The following is a 16,548-nucleotide window of genomic DNA, read 5'->3' as shown; positions in this document are numbered from 1 at the left end:
AGTAGACTGACATGATGCAGCCAAAGCGAACCAAGTTCAGGAAGGCCTTCAAAGGTCGTATCCATGGGCTTGCGAAGGGAGGCTCCGATCTGAACTTCGGAGCCTATGGCATGAAAGCCCTCGAGCCGGAACGTATTACCGCGCGCCAGATCGAGGCCTGTCGGCGAGCGATCACCCGCCATCTCAAGCGCGCAGGTCGCGTTTGGATTCGGGTATTCCCCGACAAGCCGGTGTCGAAAAAGCCCGCCGAGGTCCGCATGGGCAAGGGCAAGGGCTCTGTCGAACTCTGGGTGGCCAGTGTCAAACCAGGGCGCGTACTTTTCGAGATCGACGGCGTGCCGCATGACTTGGCAGCTGAGGCGATCAAGCTCGGTGCCGCCAAATTGCCGATCAGGACCAAATTTATCGCCCGCCTGCAGGAGGATGTCGCAGCATGAGTGCCAACGATTTCCGCGGGCAGACGGGTGCACAGCTCAACGATCAACTCGTTCAGCTGAAGAAGGAAGCGTTCAATCTACGCTTTCAGAAGGCCACGGGTCAGCTCGAGAACACCAAGCGTGTTCGCGAGGTACGTCGTGATATTGCACGGATCATGACGGTCCTGGGTGAGCAGACCCGGGCCGACGCTGCCGGTGCCAGGAGTTAATTGAGCGATGCCGAAGCGCGTCTTGCAGGGCACGGTCGTCAGCGACAAGGCGGAGAAAACCGTCATCGTCCGTGTCGAGCGTCGGGTCCAGCACCCGATCTATAAGAAGTTTATTCGCCATTCGAAGCGTTACATGGCGCACGACGAGAACAACCAGTTCAAGATCGGCGACTTCGTCCGCATTGAAGAATGTCGCCCACTCTCGGCGCGCAAGCGCTGGCAGGTGGTGACCGACAACAGCCCCGTCGACGCCGCCCAGGCGCCGGTCCAGGGTTAAGGAGCATCACCCATGATCATGCCCGAAACTGACCTCGAGGTCGCAGATAATTCAGGCGCGCGTCGCGTTTCCTGTATCCGCGTCCTGGGCGGCTCGCACCGCAAATGGGGATCGGTCGGCGATGTGATCGTCGTCGCCATTAAGGAAGCCATTCCGCGAGGGAAGGTAAAAAAAGGCGACGTGGCACAAGCCGTCATCGTCCGTACCGCCAAGGAGATTTTCCGTGCGGACGGCACTTCCATCAGGTTTGACAAGAACGCCGCCGTATTGATCAACAAGGCAGGCGAGCCGATCGGCACGCGTATCTTCGGACCGGTTACGCGCGAACTGCGCGCGCGCCGCTTCATGAAGATCATCAGCTTGGCTCCGGAGGTTCTCTGATGGCGGCGCGCATTCGTAAAGGCGACAAGGTCGTCGTCATCAGTGGCAAGTACGAACGTACCGAGGGCGAGGTCCTTCGCGTGATCCCTTCGGAGGATCGCGTCGTGGTGCAGGGCGTCAATCTGATTAAGCGGCATACGAAGCCCTCGATGCAGGGCGAAGGCGGGATCATTACGCGAGAAGCGCCGATCCACGTCTCAAACGTCGCTCATATCGATCCGAAGGACGGCAAGCCGACCCGCGTCGGCTTCAAGGTCCAAGAAGACGGTCGCAAGGTACGGGTCGCCAAGCGCTCCGGCGAAGTGCTGGACCGCTAGAGGTAGATGACGATGGCAAGGTTAAAAAAGCATTACGACGAGGTTGTCACCAAACAACTCGTCGAGAAGTTCGGGTACAAGAACCCGATGCAGGTGCCCAAGATCGACAAGATCGTCTTGAACATGGGCGTCGGCGAGGCCGTCAACGACAGCAAGAAGCTCACGAACGCAGTCGGCGATATGACGAAGATCGCGGGGCAGAAGCCGGTTGTTTGCCGAGCCAAGCGGTCGGTCGCGAATTTCAAGTTGCGCGAAGGGCAGCCGATCGGCTGCAAGGTCACGCTGCGTCGGGAGCGTATGTACGAATTTCTCGATCGGCTGGTGAACATTGCTTTGCCCCGAGTTCGTGATTTTCGGGGTGTGTCGGACAAGAGCTTCGATGGTCGTGGTAATTATGCCATGGGCATCAAGGAGCAGTTGATCTTTCCGGAAATCAATTTCGATGAGATCGACGAGACCCGCGGCATGGACATCGTTATCTGCACGACCGCCCGGAGCAACGAGGAAGCCAAGGCGCTTCTCGAAGGCTTCGCTTTGCCCTTCAGGAAGTAAGCGCTATGGCCAAGAAAAGCTCAGTTGAGAAGAATGAGCACCGTCGCGATCTGGTGCAGCGCTTCAAGGCGAGGCGGAGCGAGCTCAAGAAGCTCATTATGAGCAAGGAAGTCGATCCTGAGGAGCGCTTCGAGGCGACACTCAAGCTCGCGACCTTGCCTCGAAATGGGTCCAAGGTGCGCATTCGTAATCGTTGTGCGCTGACTGGTCGTCCGCGTGCTTATTATCGTAAGTTCGGTCTCTCGCGCATTGCGCTCCGTGAACTGGCTAGCAATGGTCAGATTCCCGGTTGCGTGAAGTCGAGCTGGTAAGGATTGGGAGAGAAAGATGGCACTGAGCGACCCGCTCGGCGACATGCTCACCCGGATCCGCAACGGCCAGCGGGCACAGCTCGGCTCGGTGCGGTCTCCGGCGTCTAACCTTCGGAAGAATGTCCTCGAAGTGCTTCAGCGCGAGGGCTACATCCGAGGCTACAATGTGAGCGAGCTTGATCCTGGGAAGAGCGAGATCTCGATCGAGCTCAAGTACCAGAACGGCGAGCCTGTTATTAAGGAACTCAAGCGGGTGTCGAAGCCTGGCCGGCGCATATATGCCGGTGTGCGCGAGCTCCCCACGGTCTATAACGGGCTCGGTATCGCCATTCTGTCGACGCCGCGAGGCGTGCTTTCGGATAACGAAGCACGCGAAGCGAGGGTCGGTGGCGAAATCCTCTGCACGGTGTTCTGATCATGTCGCGTATCGGAAAACATGCGGTAGCGGTGCCATCCGGCGTCGATATCGCCGTCCAGGGCCAGGTTGTGACAGCCAAGGGCAAGCAGGGTGCGCTCAAAGTAGCCTTGCCGCCTGAGATCCTGATTACGCATGCCGACGGCAAGATAGCTGTTGAGCCGCGTAGCAAGGACGAGAAGCGGGATCGCGCGATGTGGGGCATGTCCCGCACACTGGTCGCGAACCTTGTCAAAGGTGTCTCGGATGGCTTTACGGAAAAGCTCGAGATCACTGGCGTCGGATTTCGTGCCGCTATGGACGGTAAGCTGCTCAATCTGCAGCTTGGGTACAGTCACGACATCAAGATTGCCATCCCCGACGATCTGAAGGTTGTCTGTGAGACACCGACGGCGATTGCGATCAGCGGCGCTGATCGTCAGAAGGTCGGACAGCTCGCGGCCGAGATTCGGCGGTTCCGCCGTCCCGAACCCTATAAGGGCAAAGGCATCAAATATGCGGGGGAGAAGATCCTCCGTAAGGAAGGCAAGAAGAAGTAGCCATGTTAAAGCCATCTGTTCGCTTTGCACGGCGGAAGACGCGTACGCGCTTCGCTCTGCAGTTGAAGAGTGGTGGTCGGCCGCGTCTTTCGGTTTTCCGGTCGGGTCGCCATATCTACGGTCAGATCATTGACGACGTTGCGGGCCGTACGCTCGCGGCAGCATCGTCGCTGGACAAGGACCTTCGGACCGAGTCCAAATTGGGCGCCGATAAGGAGGCAGCCAAGCGCGTTGGACAACTCCTTGCGGAGCGCGCCAAGGCGGTGGGTGTCGAAGCCGTCGTCTTCGATCGCGGCGGTTATAAGTATCATGGTCGTGTGCAAGCCTTGGCAGATGGTGCCAGGGAAGCCGGCCTGTCGTTCTAAGAGACGAGGGACATCGAATGGCACGTCCACCCCGCGGTAACGAAGACCGCCAGGACAGCGAGCTCGTCGACAAACTCGTCGCCGTTAATCGCGTTGCTAAAGTCGTCAAGGGCGGCCGGCGTTTCGGCTTCTCGGCGCTGGTTGTCATCGGTGATGGCAAGGGTCGCGTAGGTTACGGTAGCGGCAAGGCACGAGAAGTACCCGAGGCGGTGCGCAAGGCTACCGAACAGGCCAAGCGTGGCATGGTAAGAGTGCCGCTGCGCCAGGGCCGTACGCTACACCACGACGTTCAAGGTCATTTCGGTTCCGGCCGGGTTTTGTTGCGCGCTGCCCCTCCGGGCACGGGTATCATTGCCGGCGGCCCGATGCGCGCGGTGTTCGAAGCGCTTGGGATTGGAGACGTTGTCGCCAAATCCATGGGTTCAGCCAATCCGCACAACATGATCAAGGCAACTTTTGCCGCCCTGGCCAATGTTAATTCGCCGCGTTCGATTGCCGCCAAGAGAGGCAAAAAGGTGAGCGATATCATCGGCCGTCGCGAGACGACTGAGGGCGCCGGATTTGTTGAGGTTGGAGCGTGATATGGCGGTCGAACGGAAAAGCCTTAGGGTCACGCAGACCGGCAGCCCAATCGGTCGCCCCGATTACCAGCGCGATACGCTGATTTCGCTGGGGCTCAACAAGCTGCGTCGGACGAAGGTCATCGTGGACACGCCCGAGAATCGCGGTCGGATCACACGCGTGCAGCATCTCGTTAAGGTCGAAGAGGCCTGACTCTCGGGAGGGTCGCGCCGTGGCAAGGCCCTGGTTAAACAAGTCGATATTGCCCTAAGCGACCAGCTTCTTTAGAAGCCGGTCGCTAGGCTGTTTTTATTGAGGATCGAGGACGATGCGGCTCAACGAGCTCAGCGACAATCCGGGGGCGAAGCATGCCCGCAAGCGTCTCGGGCGCGGCATCGGCTCCGGCCTGGGCAAGACGTCGGGTAAGGGCCATAAGGGCGCCAAGGCCAGAAAGTCCAATCCGAAGCCGCAGAGCTTCGAGGGTGGTCAGATGCCCATCTACCGGCGGCTGCCCAAACGTGGCTTTAAGAACGTCAACCGCCCAGATTACGTCGCGGTCAATCTTGATCGGCTGCAGTCGGCGATTGACGCCGGCAAGCTGGCGACCGACGGCACGATTGACAGCGTGCGGCTCATTGAAGCTGGTGTTCTTCGCCGGTCGCTGGACGGCGTCCGTCTTCTTGCCCGAGGTGAACTGAAGACCGCTCTGACCATCGAGGTCGTGGGTGCGTCCAAGGCTGCCGTCGAGGCAGTTGAGAAGGCGGGCGGCAAGGTCGTGATTCTAGGCGGCGCCGATACGGCTGCAGAGCCAGCCGTCTAAGGAGAGACCGCATGGCCTCCATGGCCGAGCAGCTCGCTTCTAGTATGAATTTCGCGGCTTTCGCGAAGGCCACCGAACTCAAGAAGCGGATCTGGTTCACTCTCGGCTGCCTGATTGTCTGCCGCTTGGGAACGTACATCCCACTGCCTGGGATCGACCCCGCTGTGATGGCGCACGTCTTCAGCCAGCAATCGGGCGGCATCCTTGGCATGTTCAACATGTTCTCGGGTGGCGCCTTGCAGCGGATGTCGATCTTCGCGCTCGGCATTCTTCCCTATATTTCAGCTTCGATCATCCTTCAGCTCATGACCGCTGTGTCGCCGACGCTTGAGGCTCTGAAGAAAGAGGGTGAGTCGGGCCGTAAGAAGATCAACCAGTGGACGCGTTATTTGACGGTCGTCCTTGGTGTGTTTCAGGCCTATGGTATGGCGGTCGGCCTAGAGTCGCTGCAGGGACCCACCGGTTCTGGTGTGATCGATCCCGGCTGGTTTTTTCGAGCGTCCACGGTAGTAACAATTGTAGGCGGTACCGTGTTTCTGATGTGGCTTGGTGAGCAGATCACCGCCCGCGGGATCGGCAATGGTATTTCGCTCATTATTTTTACCGGTATCATCGCAGGCTTACCGAATGCGCTTGCGTCGCTCTTCGAGCTCGGGCGAACCGGTGCTGTGTCGACCTTTTTTATTCTTTTTCTGCTGGTCTTCGCAGTTGCGGTGATTGCTTTCATCGTGTTCGTCGAGCGTGCCCAGCGACGCCTTCTTGTACAGTATCCCAAGCGTATGATCGGCGGGAATCGCATGGTTGGGGGCGAGAGCACTCACATGCCTCTCAAACTCAATACCTCGGGCGTTATCCCTGCGATTTTCGCTAGCTCGTTACTTTTGCTACCGACGACGATTGGTGGCCTGGCTGGGGCCGGCGGGCCAAGTTGGCTGATGACGATCACGCAGGAGCTGGGTTACGGGAAGCCCCTGCACATGGCGATATACATTCTGCTGATCGTCTTCTTTGCGTTTTTCTACACATCGATCGTCTTTAATCCTGCGGAGACAGCCGACAATCTCAAGAAGAATGGCGGTTTCATCCCCGGCATTCGGCCTGGACAGCGTACGGCTGAGTATCTCGACTTCGTACTGACGCGTCTGACGGTAGTGGGTGCAATTTATCTCGCTATCGTCTGCGTGATTCCCGAGATATTGACGTCGGAATATGCGGTCCCCTTCTATTTCGGCGGCACATCGCTTCTCATCGTAGTCTCGGTGACGATGGATACGGTCGGTCAGATACAGGCCCATTTGTGGGCTCATCAATATGAGGGACTGATCAAGCGGTCCCGCCTACGAGGCAAGCGAGGATGAGACTCGTCCTATTGGGCCCCCCCGGCGCGGGTAAAGGCACCCAGGCCGGGTGGATCGCAGCGGACTATAGCATCCCGCAACTCTCGACAGGCGACATGTTGCGCCAAGCGGTTGCGAACGGAACCGACATAGGCAAGCAGGCAAAAGCGGTGATGGACGCGGGCCAACTCGTCTCCGATTCGATCATCAATGCGATTGTCGCTGCCCGCGTTCAGGAGGCGGATTGCGCCCGAGGTTTCATCTTGGACGGGTTTCCTCGTACCGTCGCCCAGGCTGAGGCGCTCGACGACATGTTGGCGGGACTCGATAAACCGCTGGATGCCGTGCTGGAGTTCAAAGTTGATGCGAAGGCGCTCGTGGAACGAATCTCCGGGCGTTATGCATGCGCTAAATGTGGCGCCGGCTATCACGACGTTTTCAAACAGCCGAAAGTTTTAGGTATCTGCGACGTCTGTGGCAGTACTGAATTCGTGCGGCGCAAAGATGACAATGCGGAGACCGTACGCGCGCGGCTCGACGCGTACGAGACGCAGACGGCACCGCTCTTGCCGTTCTATCGATCGCGGGGCTTGGTTCATTCGGTGGACGGCATGGGAGCCATGGCAGACGTCAGGGCGAAGATCGCCGAAATCCTCGCAAGTCTGACAAGCTCGTCAAAGAGCAATTGACAAGGGGGGCGGCTTCTTATAGTCCTGCGGCCCCTGGATGCGCCGTCAGAGGTTGCGTCCCGAACTGCCGTGCGCCCGCCTCTCTCACGGTCGAGGCTTGTGTTCGTCTTTAAACCCATATTCGTGTCTTAGGAGAGTGTGACGTGGCGCGTATCGCCGGTGTCAACATTCCAAGCCAAAAGCAGGCTTGGGTCGCGCTGACCTATATCTACGGGATCGGCAACACGCATGCGCGCCAGATCCTGGACAAGGTCGGCATTGCGCATGAGCGCAAGGTCAATGAGCTCAGCGATGCCGAAGTGGTTCGCATTCGTGAGTGCATCGATCGCGAGTACAAGGTCGAAGGTGATCTCCGTCGCGAGACGGCGATGAACATCAAGCGACTCATGGATTTGGGCTGTTATCGAGGCCTGCGTCACCGCCGTGGTCTCCCGGTCCGCGGTCAGCGGACGCACACCAACGCTCGTACCCGTAAGGGTCCGGCGCGCGCGATAGCGGGCAAGAAGAAGGCGACGAAGAAGTAAGACCATGGCAACTGATAATTCGTCCCGTTTGCGCCGCCGTGAGCGCAAGAACATTAGTTCGGGGATCGCTCACGTGAGCGCTTCCTTCAACAATACGATGATCACGATTGCAGATGCGCAGGGCAACGTGATCGCCTGGTCGAGTGCAGGGTCTCAGGGCTTCAAGGGCTCGCGGAAATCGACGCCCTTCGCTGCGCAGATTGCTGCTGAATCCGCTGGCCGTAAGGCGATGGATCACGGAATGCGTACGCTGGAGATCCAGGTGCGTGGTCCCGGTTCGGGTCGAGAGTCGGCCCTTCGTGCTTTGCAGTCGGTGGGCTTCGCTGTCACCTCGATCCGCGATGTGACGCCTATTCCGCACAATGGCTGCCGTCCGCGTAAGCGGCGGCGCGTTTAATTGATGCTGCAAGGCGCGTCCGAACCGACGTAGCCTTTAGATTTCCGGCCGAGTTCGCGCGATCCGATTTGGAGATTGCGAGCTCGGCTATCGGCGGTTTGCAGGTTGAAGGCACTTTTGATGTCGTCAGCTTGCTAGTTGAAGCGTTAGATCAAGAGAAGCGAGGTGGTCCCCGTGATCCAAAGGAACTGGCAGGACCTCATCAAGCCGCAAAAGCCCGTTGTCCAGCACGGGCGTAAGCCCGATCGCGAGGCCACTATCGTGGTCGAGCCATTGGAGCGGGGCTTTGGTATTACGCTGGGCAATGCCTTGCGGCGGATTCTGCTCTCGTCGCTGCAGGGCTCGGCGATTTCTGCCATTCAAGTCGAAGGCGTGCTGCACGAGTTCTCGACGATTCCGGGTGTCCGCGAGGACATGACGGATATCGTCTTAAACTTGAAGGCGCTTGGCCTCCGGTTGCATAGCGAAGGTCCCAAAAGGGCTTCTTTGCGTGCGGATGGTCCGATGATCGTCACGGCCGGAATGATCGAGGTTGGACATGACATTGAGATCATGGATCCCGACCAGGTGATCTGCCACGTCGATCAAGGCGGCAAGCTCGCCATGGAACTGACGATCAATACCGGCAAGGGGTATGTCCCTGCAGCGTTGAATAAGGCCGAGGATGCGCCGATCGGGCTGATTGCCATCGATGCTATTTATAGCCCGGTGCGCAAGGTGGCCTATAAGGTCGACAATGCGCGTGTGGGTCAGCAGACCGACTATGATCGGTTGACCATGCAAATCGAAACCGATGGCTCCGTAACGCCGGAAGACGCGCTGGCCTATGCCGCGCGCATTCTTCAAGACCAGCTGCAACTCTTCATCAATTTCGAGGAGCCACATCTCGCCACCGCTGCGGAACGTCGACCCGAACTGCCGTTCAATCCTAATCTGCTCCGTAAGGTTGACGAACTCGAGCTGTCGGTGCGTTCTGCGAACTGTCTGAAGAACGATAATATCGTCTATATTGGCGATCTCGTGCAGAAGACAGAGGGCGAAATGTTGCGTACGCCCAATTTTGGCCGGAAATCCTTGAATGAGATCAAGGAGGTCTTGACGCAGATGGGCCTGCATCTCGGGATGGAAGTGACGGGGTGGCCGCCCGAGAATATTGAGGAACTGGCTCGCAAGGTTGAAGAGCCGTTCTGATCTAGGTATGCGGCCGAAGCCGCGCTTGAACGGACGAAGTCGGGGGTTGAAACCTGCGTCGTCCTTGTAGCATGAATGGATGCGCCCGCCACTAAGTGGGCGAGAGTAGGGAAGAAGGCGATGCGCCACGGCAATCGCGGCAGGAAGTTCGGACGCACCTGGGAGCATCGCAAGTCGATGCTGGCCAACCTTGCGAGCTCGTTGGTCAAGCATGAGCAAATTGTCACGACATTGCCGAAGGCCAAAGAACTTCGTCCCGTGGTGGAAAAGCTCATCACGACGGGAAAGGCCGGCGATTTGCACTCGCGTCGGCTGCTGATCGCAAGGACCGGTGATGAGGCCACGGCATCGAAGATCCTGGACGTGCTTGCACCCCGCTATAAAGAGCGCCCAGGTGGCTATCTGAGAATCATGAAGGCGGGGTTTCGCTATGGGGATAATGCTCCTCTAGCTGTCATCGAGTTCGTCGACCGAGACGTTGATGCCAAAGGCAAGGATTCAGGGCCGGTCGTTGTTGTCGGTGAGAGCGAGGCTGCAGCCGCCTGATCATGCACCGGGTAATATCCCGCGTGAATTTTGAGTGTCCTGATCTCTTCAGGAAAGAGCGTCGCTGGTCGGCGCTTTTTTCGCGATTCTTCCTGTTCGTTAGTTTGACGTCGATCCTCCACCTGGTTGGGTGCGCGGGGACTGGTAACTCGGGAGCTTCTGCTGATCTTGCAGCCGCTCGAGCTGTGCCAAATGCTCGCAGTGAGATCATGCTTTCCTTCGCGCCGATCGTGCGGAAGGTCGCACCGGCGGTCGTCAGTGTAACGACGAGGCGAACAGCGTTGGAGAGCGGGCCACTCTCCAACGATCCTCTTTTCCAATATTTTTTTAAGCAGTTCGGTGTTGCTCCCAGTCGGCCTCAGCCACGTACCGAAACATCGCTCGGTTCGGGCGTGATTGTCCGTTCGGACGGCGTGATCGTCACCAATCACCACGTTATCGACGGCGCAGACGATATTCAGGTCGTACTTGCAGACCGACGAGTCTTTCCCGCCCGCGTATTGACGTCGGATCAGGGGTCGGATCTCGCTTTTCTCAAGATTGATGCAGGTGCCGAGTCGTTACCGGTCATCGAACTAGGTGATTCGGATCAGTTGGAGGTTGGCGATCTCGTTTTGGCCATTGGCAATCCCTTCGGCATTGGCCAGACGGTCACGAGTGGCATCGTCTCTGCCATCGGTCGCAGTGCGCCGACGTTGGACCGAAACAGCTCGTTCATTCAAACCGACGCGGCAATTAATCCTGGCAATTCCGGCGGTGCACTGGTGACGATGGATGGCCGTCTCATTGGCATCAACACGGCGATATTCACTCGTGGGGGCGGCTCAATCGGGATCGGCTTCGCCATTCCCTCCAATCTCGTTCGAATTCGTGAACAGACCTTGACGAGTGGCCTCGCCGTCAGCCGTCCCTGGCTGGGCGCAGATATGCAGGATATCGACCCAGACAAATACCGTTCTTATGGCTTGGATCGGCCAGAGGGCGTGCTGCTGGCGAGAATCTATCCTGGGAGCCCGGCGGACAAAGCAGGGCTGAAGCCCGATGACGTCGTGACCGCCATTGACGGCGTCGAAGTCGATGATCCACTAGGGCTCGACTTTCGCCTTGCTCTCAAGGCAGCGGGATCGGCTGCCCGGCTTACCGTAATTCGGGGAGGCGCCCAAAGCGGCGCCACCGTAGCGATCCTTCCGGCTAGCGCAGAACCGCCGGCCGACCTTGCCAAGCTCGCCGACGACACTCCACTGGGGGGCATGCAAGTGGCCAACATGTCGCCTGCCTTCAACGAGGAACAGGGGTTCGACATGTTCGGGCGAGGCGTGGTCGTCCTGGGTATAGCGCCAAGGAGCCCGGCAACGCAGCTTGAACTTCGCCGGGGCGATGTTATCGAGACAATCAACGGCCAGGACGTGCGGAGTGTGGAGGACTTGCAGCGGATAACCAGGACGCCGGTGAAAGATTGGGTGATCGACATCCGGCGAGATGGTGAGCGAGGTACGATTGCTGTTCAGGCTGTAGAAGAAAATCGCGCATGAACGACCTGTTCGGCGCTGCCGGGGTGAGGACTGGTGAGGTACCATGTCGTCTGCCGGAGGCCTCTGTCGAGGGCAGACCGCTTGCCGATCGGCTGAGACCGCGCCGAATTGAGGACGTTGTAGGTCAGGATGCGGCGTTGGGCGTCGAGGCGCCTCTTGGCCGTATGCTCGAGCGGGGCAGGCTGTCGTCGCTGATTCTTTGGGGGCCGCCAGGCTGTGGCAAGACGACGTTGGCCCGCCTGATTGCCCAGCGCATCGGCGAGCCGATGATCGCCCTATCAGCGGTGATGTCCGGCGTCGCCGATCTCCGCAAAGCATTTGATGAAGCGCGTCGGCTGCGGCCAAGAGGTCGCCGCCCCGTCCTCTTTATCGATGAAATTCACCGCTTCAACCGCGCGCAGCAGGATGGTCTCCTGCACGAAGTCGAAGACGGCACGGTCACACTGATCGGCGCTACGACAGAAAATCCGTCTTTTGCACTTAATCCAGCCGTGATTTCTCGCTGCCATGTCGTAGTGCTGCAGCGTTTGGATGACGCGGCGATGGATATCCTTATCGACCGCGCAGAAGCGGCTTTAGACCGGAAGCTCCCGATCGATGACATAGCGCGCAGCCGTTTGACCGAACTGGCGGACGGCGATGGGCGTTATTTGCTCAACATGATTGAAACGCTGGCCGACCTGCCAAGTGAGCCGCTTCTCGATTCCGAAGGTCTCGGTCACCTGCTGCAACGACGCCTGCCAGTCTACGACAAGCAACAGGAGGCGCACTACAATCTCATTAGCGCGCTTCACAAGTCGGTACGTGGGTCGGATCCGGACGCTTCCCTCTATTGGTTCTGCCGAATGATCGCCGGCGGTGAGGATCCACGCTACATAGCTCGCCGCCTGGTTCGCATGGCTGCGGAAGACATCGGCTTGGCGGAGCCCGACGCGCTGTCAAGGGCGATGGCTGCTGCCGAAGCCTTTGAGAGGTTGGGCAGTCCCGAGGGCGAGTTGATGCTTGCGCAAACGGTGGTGGAGTTGGCTTTGGCGCCGAAATCCAATGCCGTCTATCTTGCATATAAGGCAGCAATGGCGGCTGCTCGTGACAATGGCTCGCTCATGCCCCCGCTGCATATTACGAATGCACCCACCAAATTGATGCGGCAGCAGGGCTATGGGGAAGGATACGTCTATGATCATGACGCTCCAGAGCGCTTTTCGGGCCAGAACTATTTTCCAGAGGCTCTAGGCAGGCAGTCCTTCTACGTCCCGACGCGCGAAGGTAAGGAGGCCGCCTATGCAGAGCGGCATGAACGGCTGGCTAAGTTGCGCATGGATCGCGAAGCCGATGCAGCGGCTCAAGGCTCGTCTGCGACATCGCCAGGGCCGACGGCTTCAAGACCGTCTCCCACACAGGATAATCCAAAGGCACCCAAGCCCTCGGCCAAATAATCACCCAAAATGGGAATGCCCAAAAGGTAGCGCGACGTCTTGCTGCTTTGGCGGTCGGTCGCCGTCTCGCGTGCCTCGTCCCATTCGTCTACGGTGAAGTCTCCACGACCGACCCATGTCAAAGCCACCAGATCGAGCTGTTCGTCGACATTCAGGTCGTCAATGAAGGTGGTTAGTTCCTCTTCGGTCGGATCGTCACCGTGATCCTCGAGAACGTCGATTTCATCGTCGTCCATAGGATCGGAGCCGCTGTCCTCATCCACCACCACGTCCTTAACGTCGAGTTCCCGGGCCTTGACGATGATGTAGCAAACTTTGTCGATTTCGATTTCAGGCGGCATGAGCGGCTCCCTCGCTTATCAATCACCGCACTGCAACACGAAAGATCGCCCAAGGTGCCTTCATGGGTTCGAAGTTTTGCCTAGCTTCGCGAGTGCCAGGGAAAGTGCCTGCAACGGTAGTCTTACGCAGTCCTGACGGCTGCGCACTGAGGCCACTGGCCGAAAGATCGCCAGTTCCGGCCAGACTTCCTTTAGGGGTTTGTTGCCGCTGAGGAGTTCATCGAGCTGCTGCAAGGCAGCCTCTATGCCGGCCGTGTCCAGATTTCGCGCATGACGCGCGGCAATGCTGGCTGCGGCGCGTGTAAGAAGGCATCCGCGTGTCCGATGCGCCACCTCGGCGAGATGGCCATTATTTCCCAAGGCTTCCAGGGTAATACGGTCGCCGCAGAGGGGGTTGTCGCAGCGGACGCTGACATGAGGTGTCTCGATCGTGCCGCTGCCGACGGCGGCCTTAGCCTCCTCGATAATCGCTTGATTATAGAGTGAGTTGCTTGCCATTCCGGTCATGGAAGCGAGTCCTAACGCAGTAGACGCACGGCCGATTCGAGGCCCTCAAGCAAGGCATCAATATCGGCGTCGTCATTGTAGAGCGCGAGGCTGGCGCGTGTTGTAGCCGCGAGATTGAAGCGTTCCATCAGCGGCTGGGCACAATGGTGCCCACCACGAAGGGCGATCCCGCGATCTCCGAGGAACTGACATAGATCATGCGGGTGGACGCCATCCACGTCGAAGGAGATTATGCCACGGCGGTGGCAAAATCCGGCTGGACCGAGGACAGTCGTGTGCGCCGTTGCCGACAATCCGTCCAGCAGGCGACGGGTGAGCCGCCGTTCTTCGCTCTCAATAGCCGTCCAGTCGAGGCTGGCCAACCACTCGGCTGCAGCTCCCATAGCGAGGCAGGCGCCAATGGGCGGCGTCCCTGCCTCGAAGCGGTGTGGCGGCGGCGCATAAGTTGAGCCTTTGAGCGAGACCGTTCGGATCATTTCGCCGCCGCTCAGGAAGGGCGGTAATCGATGCGCTAGTTCCTTGTTCATCCAGACAATGCCAGCGCCAGTGGCGCTGAACATCTTATGACCGGAAGCCGCGAAAGCGTCACAACCCAGTCGCTTCAGGTCGACAGGTCCGTGTGGCAGTGCCTGTGCACCGTCCAGTACAAAGTAAGCGCCGGCCGCCCGAGCCGCCTCCGCAATACGGCTCGTATCGCTAATGGCGCCCGTGACGTTCGATGTATGCGCTACGGCGATGATCCGCGTGCGTGCGCTCAGGAGTCCTTCGATCGCGGCGAGTTCAAGCGTGCCGTCTTTCTTGACCGGGATCGCCCTGACAATCAGGCTGCGTCTGGCAGCTGCTATCTGCCAGGGAACGATATTGCTGTGGTGCTCGAGTTCACTCAGCAGAATTTCATCGCCAGGCGCTAATTCCGCTGTCAGGCAATGGGCCAGGAGATTGAGACCCATCGTCGTGCCGCTCGTGAAGATAACCTCGTTTGCGTCGTCGATGCCGATATAACGTGCAATGCTGGCCCTGGCCGCGTCGAAGGCATTACTTGCGGCATCTGCCAGCGGATAGACGCCCCGTTTGACGTTGGCACGGGCTGTCGTCTCGTAGCCCAATAGCGCCGCCGCTGCCGCCGCACAGATCTGACCGGTAGCCGCGCTATCGAGATAGTGAAAGCGCTCCGTTCTACTGGCAAAGATGGGAAAGGCCTTCTTGAGGGTTGAACTCACGCCGAAACTCGCAAGCGGCCGATGAGTTCATCCAGTGCTTCGGGCGTGTCTATGTCGAGCAAGGTGCCGTTATCCTCAGTCGGCAGTTCGATCACGGCCTCAGGATGCGCGGCGATAAGGTTACGCGCGCCAACATCGCCGGAGATTGTAAGAATCTCGTTAAAATGTCGACGTCCTAAGAGGATAGGATTCCCACGTTGGCCAGCATATGTCGGCACGACGATCGTGTGGCCAGCCTTAACATCGAAGGCAGCGATCAGCCTTTCCAGCAAGCTTTCCGTCACTAACGGCATGTCGCCGAGCATGACGATGATCGCCTCGATATCGGCCGAGAGTGCGTTGATTGCCGCCTGAAGGGAGGTGCTTAGACCCGACCGATAGTGTGAATTGTGAACAAAGCCCGGTCTGAGGTCGAGCAGGGCGTCGCGGACAGCCTGTTCGTCATGCCCGGTGACAACGAGCACCTCGTCGGCCGGACTGGCCAGAGCGGCCTGAACCGCATGACGTACCATGGGCACGCCATTTACTGTCGCCAATAGCTTGTTGGGGCCGCCCATGCGTGTTGACCTACCGGCGGCCAGCACAACCGCGGCGATATCGGATCGTGGCGGAGCCGATGATTCTGAGGGCATGCTGTCACGCGGCTGCGGCCGCGACGGAATCTCCATCAAAAGGCCTCCCACGCCCATGCGGGTAAAATCCTGGGCCGAAACAGGCAGGTCTGCGGCCACTCGCTCGAGAATCCAGTCGAACCCATTAAGTTTGGGCGACCTCGCACAGCCTGGCAGTCCAATTACCGGATGGCTGTCCAGTTGACCAAGCACCAGGAGATTGCCGGGGTCGACGGGCATGCCGAACCGCTCAATGCTGCCGCCGACCGCGCATATGGAAGCCGGCAGAACGTCGTGCCGGTCCGTAGTGGCGGAGGCGCCAGCTATCAGCAGAAGGTCAAAGCCTATTCCTTGTGCCGCCTTGATGGCCGATATCAAGGCGACTTCCTCATGGGCGCAACGGCTTTCACCCACTAGTGTAGCGTTCACGGCCACGAGTCGTTCGTTCGTGATTCGTACCGTCTTGTCCAGCATCTTGGTCGATGTGCCGGGCAATACCGTCTGGATCAGCCAAGCCCTTTTGGGGACAAAGGAGGCGATGCGGCAAAGGGGACGCCGTAGCAATGCGAGAGCTGTCTCAATGGCCGCCTTAGGTACGGCAAAAGGGATGATCTTGATCGTTGCCAGCATTGTTTCGTCCGGCACCAGGGAGAACGGCGGCAGCGTCGCTAGTGTGATCGCCTCGTCGATCGCATTCAGCGCGTTGATGCGATCCTCATCGAGGACGAGGAGGCCACGGGTTGTCGAAAACAGGTTTGCGCGTCCGGTTGTCGCGGGGTGCCATGCAGTTCCGCTGCCCCCGATTTTCTGAACGAGCCGCTCGGCTGCCACGTCCTCAGCCAGATCACCGGGCTCGAGCGTGGCCGCGATAACGGTTCTGATGCCGGCGTCGGCGATCGACCGCAAATCCTCGACCCCGAGCCTCTGGCCTTTCTTGAAGCGCGTAGCGCCGGCAACGAGCGCATGCGCCAAAATGGCATTCTCCGCGTCTTCGATAGCTAGCGGTCCGAAGCGCAACTTCTACTCCCGAGAG

25 protein-coding genes are annotated in these 16,548 nt (G+C 59.0%); 21 read left to right on the top strand and 4 right to left on the bottom strand.

The features are described from left to right. The first annotated feature begins 11 nt into the window (after positions 1-11). The 21 genes from rplP (at position 12) to CFB17_RS05835 (ending at position 12,836) form a co-directional block, all read left to right on the top strand. A complete protein-coding gene (gene rplP / locus CFB17_RS05935) occupies positions 12-437 on the top strand; it encodes a 50S ribosomal protein L16 (protein ID WP_088560479.1) in 426 nt (141 codons plus the stop codon). Beyond that, a complete protein-coding gene (gene rpmC / locus CFB17_RS05930) occupies positions 434-646 on the top strand; it encodes a 50S ribosomal protein L29 (protein WP_088560478.1) in 213 nt (70 codons plus the stop codon). The genes rplP and rpmC overlap by 4 nt, the downstream gene beginning before the upstream one ends. A 7-nt stretch (positions 647-653) precedes the next feature. After that, positions 654-923 carry a 30S ribosomal protein S17 gene (gene rpsQ, locus CFB17_RS05925; protein WP_088560477.1) on the top strand — a complete coding sequence of 90 codons (270 nt, stop codon included), beginning with the start codon at positions 654-656 and terminating at the stop codon, positions 921-923. A gap of 12 nt (positions 924-935) precedes the next feature. Further along, the gene (gene rplN, locus CFB17_RS05920) at positions 936-1,304 is read left to right on the top strand and encodes a 50S ribosomal protein L14 (RefSeq protein ID WP_088560476.1); all 369 of its coding nucleotides are present in this window, start codon (positions 936-938) and stop codon (positions 1,302-1,304) included. After that, the gene (gene rplX, locus CFB17_RS05915; RefSeq protein WP_243389770.1) at positions 1,301-1,621 is read left to right on the top strand and encodes a 50S ribosomal protein L24; all 321 of its coding nucleotides are present in this window, start codon (positions 1,301-1,303) and stop codon (positions 1,619-1,621) included. The genes rplN and rplX overlap by 4 nt, the downstream gene beginning before the upstream one ends. 12 nt (positions 1,622-1,633) lie before the next feature. Further along, the gene (gene rplE / locus CFB17_RS05910) at positions 1,634-2,173 is read left to right on the top strand and encodes a 50S ribosomal protein L5 (RefSeq protein WP_088560474.1); all 540 of its coding nucleotides are present in this window, start codon (positions 1,634-1,636) and stop codon (positions 2,171-2,173) included. 5 nt (positions 2,174-2,178) lie between these two features. Continuing rightward, positions 2,179-2,484: a 30S ribosomal protein S14 gene (gene rpsN, locus CFB17_RS05905; protein ID WP_088560473.1), complete on the top strand. Its 306-nt coding sequence runs from the start codon at positions 2,179-2,181 to the stop codon at positions 2,482-2,484. A 16-nt stretch (positions 2,485-2,500) separates the two neighbouring features. Next, positions 2,501-2,899: a 30S ribosomal protein S8 gene (rpsH, locus tag CFB17_RS05900; RefSeq protein WP_088560472.1), complete on the top strand. Its 399-nt coding sequence runs from the start codon at positions 2,501-2,503 to the stop codon at positions 2,897-2,899. Between the two features lie 2 nt (positions 2,900-2,901). Further along, positions 2,902-3,438, top strand: coding sequence for a 50S ribosomal protein L6 (gene rplF, locus CFB17_RS05895; RefSeq protein WP_088560471.1), 537 nt, complete (start codon positions 2,902-2,904; stop codon positions 3,436-3,438). Positions 3,439-3,440: 2 nt separating this feature from the next. Then, positions 3,441-3,803, top strand: a complete 363-nt coding sequence (gene rplR / locus CFB17_RS05890) for a 50S ribosomal protein L18 (RefSeq protein WP_088560470.1) — start codon at positions 3,441-3,443, stop codon at positions 3,801-3,803. A 17-nt stretch (positions 3,804-3,820) separates the two neighbouring features. Continuing rightward, positions 3,821-4,384 (top strand): 30S ribosomal protein S5, encoded by a 564-nt coding sequence (gene rpsE, locus CFB17_RS05885; protein ID WP_088560469.1) that lies wholly within the window; start codon positions 3,821-3,823, stop codon positions 4,382-4,384. Between the two features lies 1 nt (position 4,385). Next, on the top strand, positions 4,386-4,577 hold the full coding sequence (gene rpmD / locus CFB17_RS05880) for a 50S ribosomal protein L30 (protein ID WP_088560468.1): 192 nt from the start codon (positions 4,386-4,388) through the stop codon (positions 4,575-4,577). Positions 4,578-4,692: 115 nt separating this feature from the next. After that, complete coding sequence (gene rplO / locus CFB17_RS05875; RefSeq protein ID WP_088560467.1) at positions 4,693-5,184, top strand: 50S ribosomal protein L15; 492 nt, start codon at positions 4,693-4,695, stop codon at positions 5,182-5,184. Between the two features lie 11 nt (positions 5,185-5,195). Next, the gene (gene secY, locus CFB17_RS05870) at positions 5,196-6,542 is read left to right on the top strand and encodes a preprotein translocase subunit SecY (RefSeq protein WP_088560466.1); all 1,347 of its coding nucleotides are present in this window, start codon (positions 5,196-5,198) and stop codon (positions 6,540-6,542) included. Further along, a complete protein-coding gene (locus CFB17_RS05865) occupies positions 6,539-7,210 on the top strand; it encodes an adenylate kinase (RefSeq protein ID WP_088560465.1) in 672 nt (223 codons plus the stop codon). The genes secY and CFB17_RS05865 overlap by 4 nt, the downstream gene beginning before the upstream one ends. A gap of 143 nt (positions 7,211-7,353) precedes the next feature. After that, positions 7,354-7,734 carry a 30S ribosomal protein S13 gene (rpsM, locus tag CFB17_RS05860; RefSeq protein WP_088560464.1) on the top strand — a complete coding sequence of 127 codons (381 nt, stop codon included), beginning with the start codon at positions 7,354-7,356 and terminating at the stop codon, positions 7,732-7,734. A 4-nt stretch (positions 7,735-7,738) separates the two neighbouring features. Beyond that, entirely contained in the window at positions 7,739-8,131 is a 393-nt protein-coding gene (rpsK, locus tag CFB17_RS05855) for a 30S ribosomal protein S11 (RefSeq protein ID WP_088560463.1), read from the top strand. Positions 8,132-8,305: 174 nt separating this feature from the next. Then, the gene (locus CFB17_RS05850; protein ID WP_088560596.1) at positions 8,306-9,322 is read left to right on the top strand and encodes a DNA-directed RNA polymerase subunit alpha; all 1,017 of its coding nucleotides are present in this window, start codon (positions 8,306-8,308) and stop codon (positions 9,320-9,322) included. A 120-nt stretch (positions 9,323-9,442) separates the two neighbouring features. Then, on the top strand, positions 9,443-9,868 hold the full coding sequence (gene rplQ / locus CFB17_RS05845) for a 50S ribosomal protein L17 (protein ID WP_088560462.1): 426 nt from the start codon (positions 9,443-9,445) through the stop codon (positions 9,866-9,868). A 23-nt stretch (positions 9,869-9,891) separates the two neighbouring features. Then, positions 9,892-11,400, top strand: coding sequence for a Do family serine endopeptidase (locus CFB17_RS05840; RefSeq protein WP_243389757.1), 1,509 nt, complete (start codon positions 9,892-9,894; stop codon positions 11,398-11,400). Next, positions 11,397-12,836: a replication-associated recombination protein A gene (locus CFB17_RS05835; protein WP_088560460.1), complete on the top strand. Its 1,440-nt coding sequence runs from the start codon at positions 11,397-11,399 to the stop codon at positions 12,834-12,836. Before CFB17_RS05840 ends, CFB17_RS05835 begins: the two co-directional genes overlap by 4 nt. Here CFB17_RS05835 and CFB17_RS05830 read toward each other — a convergent pair. From CFB17_RS05830 to CFB17_RS05815, 4 genes are read right to left on the bottom strand one after another with little or no spacing between them, the layout of a single operon-like run. Next, entirely contained in the window at positions 12,743-13,177 is a 435-nt protein-coding gene (locus tag CFB17_RS05830; RefSeq protein WP_088560459.1) for a DUF3775 domain-containing protein, read from the bottom strand. The two genes, CFB17_RS05835 and CFB17_RS05830, sit on opposite strands and share 94 nt — an antisense overlap. Before the next feature lie 60 nt (positions 13,178-13,237). Continuing rightward, on the bottom strand, positions 13,238-13,684 hold the full coding sequence (locus CFB17_RS05825; protein ID WP_088560458.1) for an iron-sulfur cluster assembly scaffold protein: 447 nt from the start codon (positions 13,682-13,684) through the stop codon (positions 13,238-13,240). Positions 13,685-13,695: 11 nt separating this feature from the next. After that, positions 13,696-14,904: an aminotransferase class V-fold PLP-dependent enzyme gene (locus CFB17_RS05820; protein ID WP_088560457.1), complete on the bottom strand. Its 1,209-nt coding sequence runs from the start codon at positions 14,902-14,904 to the stop codon at positions 13,696-13,698. Next, positions 14,901-16,532, bottom strand: coding sequence for an NTP transferase domain-containing protein (locus CFB17_RS05815; protein ID WP_088560456.1), 1,632 nt, complete (start codon positions 16,530-16,532; stop codon positions 14,901-14,903). Before CFB17_RS05815 ends, CFB17_RS05820 begins: the two co-directional genes overlap by 4 nt. Positions 16,533-16,548 lie beyond the last annotated feature (16 nt).

It is taken from the genome of Arboricoccus pini (assembly GCF_900187945.1).
GTDB classification, from domain to species: Bacteria; Pseudomonadota; Alphaproteobacteria; order Geminicoccales; family Geminicoccaceae; genus Arboricoccus; species Arboricoccus pini.
Note: the sequence above shows the minus strand (reverse complement) of the source record. Positions and strands in the feature narration are given on the sequence as shown.

Excerpts from the sequence above, each read along its gene's own strand:
- rplP (WP_088560479.1), top strand. The coding sequence starts at position 12 with ATGATGCAGCCAAAGCGAACCAAGTTCAGGAAGGCCTTCAAAGGTCGT.
- rpmC (WP_088560478.1), top strand. The coding sequence starts at position 434 with ATGAGTGCCAACGATTTCCGCGGGCAGACGGGTGCACAGCTCAACGAT.
- rpsQ (WP_088560477.1), top strand. The coding sequence starts at position 654 with ATGCCGAAGCGCGTCTTGCAGGGCACGGTCGTCAGCGACAAGGCGGAG.
- rplN (WP_088560476.1), top strand. The coding sequence starts at position 936 with ATGATCATGCCCGAAACTGACCTCGAGGTCGCAGATAATTCAGGCGCG.
- rplE (WP_088560474.1), top strand. The coding sequence starts at position 1,634 with ATGGCAAGGTTAAAAAAGCATTACGACGAGGTTGTCACCAAACAACTC.
- rpsN (WP_088560473.1), top strand. The coding sequence starts at position 2,179 with ATGGCCAAGAAAAGCTCAGTTGAGAAGAATGAGCACCGTCGCGATCTG.
- rpsH (WP_088560472.1), top strand. The coding sequence starts at position 2,501 with ATGGCACTGAGCGACCCGCTCGGCGACATGCTCACCCGGATCCGCAAC.
- rplF (WP_088560471.1), top strand. The coding sequence starts at position 2,902 with ATGTCGCGTATCGGAAAACATGCGGTAGCGGTGCCATCCGGCGTCGAT.
- rplR (WP_088560470.1), top strand. The coding sequence starts at position 3,441 with ATGTTAAAGCCATCTGTTCGCTTTGCACGGCGGAAGACGCGTACGCGC.
- rpsE (WP_088560469.1), top strand. The coding sequence starts at position 3,821 with ATGGCACGTCCACCCCGCGGTAACGAAGACCGCCAGGACAGCGAGCTC.
- rpmD (WP_088560468.1), top strand. The coding sequence starts at position 4,386 with ATGGCGGTCGAACGGAAAAGCCTTAGGGTCACGCAGACCGGCAGCCCA.
- rplO (WP_088560467.1), top strand. The coding sequence starts at position 4,693 with ATGCGGCTCAACGAGCTCAGCGACAATCCGGGGGCGAAGCATGCCCGC.
- secY (WP_088560466.1), top strand. The coding sequence starts at position 5,196 with ATGGCCTCCATGGCCGAGCAGCTCGCTTCTAGTATGAATTTCGCGGCT.
- CFB17_RS05865 (WP_088560465.1), top strand. The coding sequence starts at position 6,539 with ATGAGACTCGTCCTATTGGGCCCCCCCGGCGCGGGTAAAGGCACCCAG.
- rpsK (WP_088560463.1), top strand. The coding sequence starts at position 7,739 with ATGGCAACTGATAATTCGTCCCGTTTGCGCCGCCGTGAGCGCAAGAAC.
- rplQ (WP_088560462.1), top strand. The coding sequence starts at position 9,443 with ATGCGCCACGGCAATCGCGGCAGGAAGTTCGGACGCACCTGGGAGCAT.
- CFB17_RS05835 (WP_088560460.1), top strand. The coding sequence starts at position 11,397 with ATGAACGACCTGTTCGGCGCTGCCGGGGTGAGGACTGGTGAGGTACCA.
- CFB17_RS05830 (WP_088560459.1), bottom strand. The coding sequence starts at position 13,177 with ATGCCGCCTGAAATCGAAATCGACAAAGTTTGCTACATCATCGTCAAG.
- CFB17_RS05825 (WP_088560458.1), bottom strand. The coding sequence starts at position 13,684 with ATGACCGGAATGGCAAGCAACTCACTCTATAATCAAGCGATTATCGAG.